This window comes from Streptomyces mesophilus (assembly GCF_040300965.1).
In the GTDB taxonomy this organism is placed as follows: domain Bacteria; phylum Actinomycetota; class Actinomycetes; order Streptomycetales; family Streptomycetaceae; genus Streptomyces; species Streptomyces mesophilus_A.
Genome location: NZ_JBEPEW010000273.1, coordinates 1 through 5289 on the forward strand (window position 1 = coordinate 1; position 5289 = coordinate 5289).

3 protein-coding genes are annotated in these 5289 nt (G+C 73.9%); 1 reads left to right on the top strand and 2 read right to left on the bottom strand.

Going from position 1 to position 5289, the window contains the following annotated elements; translation table 11 throughout:
* Together ABT367_RS40655 and ABT367_RS40660 are read right to left on the bottom strand one after the other, a co-directional pair.
* The coding region (locus tag ABT367_RS40655) for a serine/threonine-protein kinase (RefSeq protein ID WP_352258921.1) at positions 1–1002 on the bottom strand (1002 nt) is incomplete at its 3' end.
* A gap of 210 nt (positions 1003–1212) precedes the next feature.
* The gene (locus tag ABT367_RS40660; RefSeq protein WP_352258923.1) at positions 1213–2892 is read right to left on the bottom strand and encodes a serine/threonine-protein kinase; all 1680 of its coding nucleotides are present in this window, start codon (positions 2890–2892) and stop codon (positions 1213–1215) included.
* A gap of 362 nt (positions 2893–3254) precedes the next feature.
* On the opposite strand from ABT367_RS40660, the gene ABT367_RS40665 reads away from it, so the two are divergent.
* Positions 3255–5289: FHA domain-containing protein (locus ABT367_RS40665; protein ID WP_434975652.1), on the top strand; the 2035-nt coding region annotated here is incomplete at its 3' end.

Consider the following 5289-nt stretch of genomic DNA (forward strand, 5'->3'; position numbering starts at 1 on the left):
CTCGTCGGGGCCGGGGACGCGCATCGAGGTGTGGGTGTCGCGGTTGGAGTCCGGGGTCGAGCCCGGCACCAGCGGGACCGCTCCCCGGCGGGGGGCCGCGGGTTCGCCGGCCGGGAAGGCCTCTTCGGGCTCATCGGGGAGCTCGGGCTCCGGCTCGTCCACGTCGAGCGGCGGCATGCCCGCGACGAGGGGGAGCTGCTCGCGCAGGCGCGCGGCCAGTTCCGAGGCCCGCAGCCGGGACGCGGGGGCCTTGGCCAGGCACTGGACGATCAGCTGCCAGAGCTCGTCCGGGATGCCCGGGAGCGGGACGACCGTCTCGGTCACATGGCGGCGCAGAACCGCGCCGGGGTGGCCGCCGCCGAAGGGCGTGAAGCCGGCGAGGAGTTCGTACAGGACGGTCGCGAGGGCGTAGATGTCGACAGCCGCGCGGGGCGGCAGACCCTCGATGATCTCGGGGGCGAGATAGTCCGGGGTGCCGATGACCTTGGTCGCGCGTGTACGGCGCGGGGAGTCGACGAGCTTGGCGACGCCGAAGTCGGTGAGGAGCGCGGGGTGCGAGCCGCCGGGGCCGAGCGGGCCCTGCATGTCCAGGAGGACGTTCTCCGGCTTGACGTCGCGGTGCACGATGCCGGCCGCGTGCGCGGCGGCCAGGCCGTCGGCCACGTCCGCGACGATCGCGACGGCTGCCTCAGGGGCGAGCCGCCGCTCGCGGTCCAGACGGGTGCGCAGATCCGTGCCGCGGACCAGGTCCATGACGAGCGCCAGGTCATTGCCGTCCACGACCAGGTCCCGTACACCGACCACGTTCGGGTGGTCGAGGCTGAGCAGCGCCGTGCGCTCCTGGACGAAACGGCCGACCAACTCCTGGTCGGCGGCGAGGTCTTCGCGCAACAGCTTGATGGCGACCGGCCCTTCAGGGCCTTCGCCGAGCCAGACAGTGCCGGCGGAACCGCGGCCCAGGATCTGGTGGGCGGTGTACCGGCTGCCGATTTTCCGTGCCAAGACTGCTCCTACGGGCTCCTGTTGGCGACAAAGCTACGCGGCTTCGGCGCCGACCTTCACTTCCGGGGCAGAAATCACTCGCCAGGTGTCGATAAATCCACCATGCCACGGCCCAGTTGAGATACTGGAACACGGGAATCCTGGTCGAGGTCCCGGAGCAAAAGAAAGCCGGGCCCCGAAGGAGCCCGGCTTCCCCGCACACTCGGTCGGCTACGTACCGCCGCCGCCCGTACCGCCACCGCCGCCGTCCGAACCGCCCAGATCCTCTATCCAGCCCGAGACGGTGTCGTACCAGTGCCCGATCTGGCCGAAGAACGAGCGGCCCTGGCCGATCCAGTCCTGCAGCGGGCTCAGCTCCCAGATCAGCCACGCGGCCACGACCAGGATGACGATCGTGAACAGACAGCCCTTGAGGCAGCCGAGTCCGGGGATCCTCATCGGGTTGGCGCTGCGCTGCCTCGGCTGACGCGGCGGGCGCGGCTGCTGCGGAGGCGGCGACGGAGGCGCGTACCGCTGCGGCTGCTGCTGGGGCTGCGGAGCCGGGGCGTACCGCTGCGGCTGGTGCTGCTGCGGGTGCTGTGGCTGCTGCGGATATCCGTACCCCTGCGGCTGCTGCTGGCGCTGCTGCTGGCCGCGCTGGACCTGCCGCTGAGGGCGGCGCCGCAGCGGGTCCTGGTTGGGGTCGAGGTACTGGACCTGCGTCTGCTCGTTGCGGTCGCGGGCCGCACGCATCTGGTTCTGCCACGGGTGCGGGTCGTCCGGGTTGCCGGCCCCCGGGGCGCCCGGCGGCACCGGCGGCATCACGGCGGTCGGGTCGGCCGCGCCGCGGTTCGGCAGGACGGAGGTGGGATCCGCGTCGGAGGAGCCCGAGGTGTGCGGCATCACGTTGGTCGCCGCATTCGGGTCGTACGAGCCCGCGCCCTGCGGCAGCACCTGCGTCGGATCCGCGGCGCCCGGTGTCACGGGGACCGGCGCGGGCGTCGGGTCGGGGGCGAGCAGTGCGCCCACGCCCTCGGCGGCGGTGATCTGCGAGGAGTTCGCGTGGATGCCGATGCCCTCGGCGACCACGCGCAGCGCACGCCCCAGGTTCTCGGCGCTCGGCCGCTCCTCGGGCTTCTTGCGCAGACAGCGTTCTATGACCGTCCACAGCGGCTCGGGGACGGTGCTCGGGCGGCGCGGCTCCTCGCCGAGGTGGCGGTGCAGCACTTCGAGCGCACTGCCGCCGGAGAACGGCGGGCGGCCCGTGACCAGCTCGTACAGCAGGATTCCGGCGCCGTAGATGTCGACGGCGGAGGTCTGCGGACGGCCCTCGGCGGACTCGGGTGCGACATACGCCGGCGTACCGACGAATTCATGGGTACGGGTCAGGCCCGGCGAATCCGCGAGACGCGCGATGCCGAAGTCGGTGAGCATCGGGCTCATGCCGTGCTCGTCGTCCTTGAGCAGCACGTTCGCGGGCTTGAGGTCCCGGTGCACGACGCCGTCGGCGTGGCTGGCGGCAAGGGCGTCGGCGATCTGGGCCGTGAGCAGGGACGCGGCGACCGGGGTCATCGGGCCGTTGTCCCGGATGTAGCGGTGCAGGTCGGGACCGTCGACAAGGTCCATGACGAGCGCCAGGAGATCGCCTTCCACGACCAGGTCGCGGGTGCGCACGATGTTGGGGTGCGTCAGGCGGAGCAGCACGGAGCGTTCGCGCAGGAAGCGCATCACGACGTCCGCGTCGTTGGCCAGCTCTTCCTTGAGCACCTTGATCGCGACGGTCTCGCCGGGGTGCCCCTGGACGGCGGCCTCGGCGCCCGCGGTCTCGCGCTGGCGGGCTCGCCAGACGGTGCCCGTGGCGCCGCGTCCGAGCGGCTCCTCGAGCAGGTACTTGCTGCCTACCGGCCGCACGTCATGCGCTCCCTGTCGATCGTCGAACTCTGTTCCTGGCGTTCCTTGTGTTCCGCCCCACTGTAGTGCGGCCGAACGGGGCACTGGTGTGCCCTCGGCCACCCGTTCCCGTAACAACCGTGGCGGTTCCGTTCCGCAGGAAGACGCAGGCAGTCGGCGGTTGGTTGCCGGGTCCCCTGCCCACGCACGTCCCATGCACACGCCCGCCGTATACCCGCGCGGCCAATTACGCATGAGCGAGGGCGATTTGGACCCCAAAGACGGAAAACCCGATCAATCAAGATCACTTAATGGTGGGCGACGGGCGTGTTGTCGGTGGCAGGTGCGAGGATGCCTACGAGCACGGAGCCATGCCGTGTGCGGTGGGGGCACTGACGGGTCATCCGTCCCCCGCCGGGCACCCCGCGCAGAAGGGACCGCTGACGGCGATGCAGATCCGGCTGACCGTCCTCGGGCCGCCCAGCGGCCGCAGCGCGCAGTCGTCGCGCGACTGCAGCGCCACCGACGTGCTGGTCACCGCGCCCTCCGGCACCGCACTCGCGGCGGTGGCCTCCGGCCTGGCCGCGGCGGCGGGTGCCGAGGTCTCCTCGGGGACGCAGGTCGTGCTGTACGCGGGTCCGGACCGGCTCGACGCCAGGACCTGCCTGCTCGGCGAGCCCCCGCTGGTCGACGGCGCCGTGCTCACGCTGCACTCCCCCGCCGAGCCCGCACCGACCGCCCAGGGCGCGGCCGCCCGGCTGCATGTGATCGCGGGTCCCGACGCCGGCGGCGTCCATCTGCTGCACGGCGGGAAGATCACGATCGGCCGCTCCGCCGACGCGGACGTCCCGCTCGACGACCCCGATGTCTCCCGGCTCCACTGCGCGGTCACGCTCGCCGACGACGGCCGCGTCTCGGTGTCGGATCTCGGCTCCACCAACGGCACCGTCCTCGACGGCGCCCCCGTCGCCGACCGCCCGCTGCGTCTGACCCCCGGCGCGCTGCTGCGGATCGGCGAGTCCACGCTGCGGCTGTCCACTACGGCCGACCCCGAGCCGCTGCCCACGGCGCCGGACGGGGAGGGTCACCTCCGGGTGACGGCGGTGGGCCCGCAGGACCCGGGTGCACCGGGCGCCTCTCTCGTACGGCAGGACGCCGGTCCCGTACGAGGGGATGCCGATTCCGTACGAGGGGTCGCGCATCCCGTACGAGGAGACGCTCACCCCGTACGAGGAGACGCTCACCCCGTACGAGAAGGGGAAGCCGCCCCCGCGCAGGGCGCCCCCGTACGAGAGCGCACCGCCTCGCCGCAGGAGCCGCCCCGCGTGCCCGCGCAGGCCTCGCCGCACGCGGGCCCGCCCGCCGGCGCCACCCATCACGCCTACGGCCACGCCGAGTTGGACCCTTCCCACGAGCACACCCGCGCCGACGAGCCGGCCGAGCCGCTCGGTGAGCACGGCCGCACCGGCACCCCCGCGCGCGGCACCACCGTTCCCCGGCAGCTGCGCCGGCGCGGGCTCGGCGCCTGGGCGCGGCGGCTCGCGGGCGGGCGCGCCGAGGAACCCCTGGCACCGGCCGAACCCGCCGCCGAGCCGCAGCTCACCGAGCGCACGCCCCAGCCCGAGACCTGGCCCGACCCGGCGTCCCTGCTGCTCACCGCGCTCGGCCCGGGGCCGCGCCTGTGGGAGCGCGGCCGGGAGCACCCCGAAGCGCTCGCCGTGCGGCTCGGCACCGTGGACCGGCCGCTGACCGACCAGGGCCTGCTGCTGCCGGCCGTGCCTGTCACGGTCGGTCTTCGCGAGGCCGGCGGGCTCGGGCTCGCGGGGCCGCGGGCGCGCCTGACCGGGCTCGCGCGCGCCGTGCTCGCCCAGCTGGCGGCGCTGCACGCGCCCACGGAGCTGGAGATCGTGCTGCTCAGCACGGACCGTTCGCGCACGGTGGAGCAGCGGGTCGCCGAGTGGACCTGGCTGGGCTGGCTGCCGCATCTGCGGCCGGCCCGCGGCGAGGACTGCCGGCTGCTCGTCGCCTACGACCGTGAGCAGGCGGCGGCCCGTACGGATGAACTGCTGCGCCGTATCGACGACCGGCTCGACGAGGGTGACGCCCCCGGCCGCTCCGCGGGGCCCCGCACGCTGCTCGTGGTGGACGGCGATCCCGGCTCGGCCGCGCTGCGGGCGGCGACCGTGCGGCTCGCCGAGGAGGGGCCCGGCGCCGGGATCCATGTGCTGTGTCTCGCCGAGACCCCGTCCGCGTCCCCGTCGTCGCCGGTCTCGGTGACGTACGAGACGGCGTGCACGGCGCTGCCGGCCTTCCGCTCCTGCGGTGCGGTGGCGCTCCTGAGCGGTGATGTGGCCACGGCCCTGCGCCTGGTGCGTACGGTGCGCGGGCAGCTCGCCGGGCAGGGCACCGTCGCGTCGG